The 1,685-nt window shown below is 53.2% G+C and carries 3 protein-coding genes; 2 read left to right on the forward strand and 1 reads right to left on the reverse strand.

The features are described 5' to 3' along the window. Both cas1c and cas2 read left to right on the forward strand, forming a co-directional pair. On the forward strand, positions 1–964 hold a 964-nt coding region (gene cas1c, locus ACTHUM_RS13265; RefSeq protein WP_440403085.1), incomplete at its 5' end, for a type I-C CRISPR-associated endonuclease Cas1c. 74 nt (positions 965–1,038) lie between these two features. Then, positions 1,039–1,332: a CRISPR-associated endonuclease Cas2 gene (gene cas2, locus ACTHUM_RS13270; RefSeq protein ID WP_440403086.1), complete on the forward strand. Its 294-nt coding sequence runs from the start codon at positions 1,039–1,041 to the stop codon at positions 1,330–1,332. Positions 1,333–1,397: 65 nt separating this feature from the next. Here cas2 and ACTHUM_RS13275 read toward each other — a convergent pair. Next, the coding region (locus ACTHUM_RS13275; protein ID WP_440403087.1) for a hypothetical protein at positions 1,398–1,685 on the reverse strand (288 nt) is incomplete at its 5' end.

Consider the following 1,685-nt stretch of genomic DNA (forward strand, 5'->3'; position numbering starts at 1 on the left):
GCATAAGGAGCGGGAGACGTTGGTGGTGGAGCAGGAGCGTAAGAAGGTGGCGCAGTTGCCGGTGCATTCCATCGGGCATATTTTCTGTTTTGGGAATGTGCTGGTGTCGCCGTTTCTGTTGGGGTTTTGCGGCGAAAATAATGTGAATTTGGCGTTTTTTACCGAAAACGGGCGTTATTTGGGACGGCTTCAGGGGCGGCAGAGCGGCAATGTGCTGTTGCGTCGGGCGCAGTATCGGGTGTCGGAGCAAAATCCTGTGCCGATTGCGCGCAATATCATCGCGGCAAAGATTCAGGCGAGTAAGCGGGTGCTTCAGCGGCAGATTCGCAATTATGGCGAGAATGTGGCGATTCAAGGTGCGGTCGATTCTTTGAATATTTCGCTGCGGCAGTTGAAGGGCGCGGCGGAGCTGGACGTGGTGCGCGGTATTGAAGGCGATGCGGCGGCGCGTTATTTCGGCGTGTTCGGGCAGCTTTTGAGCGAAAAAAGCGGCTTTTCTTTTGACGGGCGTAACCGCCGTCCACCCAGAGACGGGGTGAATGCGCTGTTGTCGTTTGTGTACAGTCTGTTGGGCAAGGACATCAGCGGCGCGCTGCAAGGCGTGGGGCTAGACCCGCAGGTGGGCTTTCTACACGCCGACCGACCGGGGCGCGACAGTTTGGCGCAGGATATTTTGGAAGAATTCCGCGCGTGGTGGGCGGACAGGTTGGTGTTGTCACTGATTAATCGCGGGCAAATAAAACCACAGGATTTTGTTGCCGAGGCAAGCGGCGCGGTGAGCCTGAAAGCCGATGCGCGTAAGTTGTTATTTCAAGCCTTGCAGGAGAAAAAGCAAGAGAAAATCGTTCATCCGTTTTTAGGCGAAGAAGTAGAAATCGGCTTGCTGCCGTATATTCAGGCAATGCTGTTGGCGCGGCATTTGCGCGGGGATTTGGCGGAATATCCGCCGTTTTTGATGAGATAGGTTTGCAGGTCGTCTGGAAACGGATTGGACGTTTTCAGACGACTTTTAAAGCAGCCTGTATATGGGAATACAAAATGCTAATGTTGATTACTTACGATATTTCGCTGGAAGACGCGGAAGGACAGGCAAGGCTGCGGCGCGTGGCAAAATTGTGTTTGGACTACGGCGTGCGCGTGCAATATTCGGTATTCGAATGCGACATCGCGCCCGACCAGTGGGTTGTTTTAAAAGACAAACTCTTGAAAATCTACAACCCTGAAACCGACAGTCTGCGTTTTTACCATTTAGGCAGCAAATGGAGGCGGAAAGTAGAACACCACGGCGCAAGACCGGCAGTAGATGTGTTTAAGGATACGTTGATTGTGTGAATCGCCAACCTGCGGTTCTCATGAAAATGCGGCAGGGTTGGCGAATGGGGATTGTTCTTTAACAATCAGGATATTGCGAATGCGGGTGTAACGGAAAAGGCTGTGTTATACTCGCGTTCGCGCTTTTCTTGGGAGCTTAGCGAAATCGGGGCTGCGAAACCTGATGGAGCAAGGCTTTTGATATAGGCTCCAGCCGCCTTCGGGCGGCTGTGTGTTGAAACAGACCGCAACCGATACACAAAACGGTTGGTCTTCCAGCCGCCTTCGGGCGGCTGTGTGTTGAAACCCTGAATGCTCTGTTGTTGAACAGTTTTCAAGCGGCCAGCCGCCTTCGGGCGGCTGTGTGTTGAAAC

Source organism: Neisseria sp. P0021.S006 (assembly GCF_051956895.1).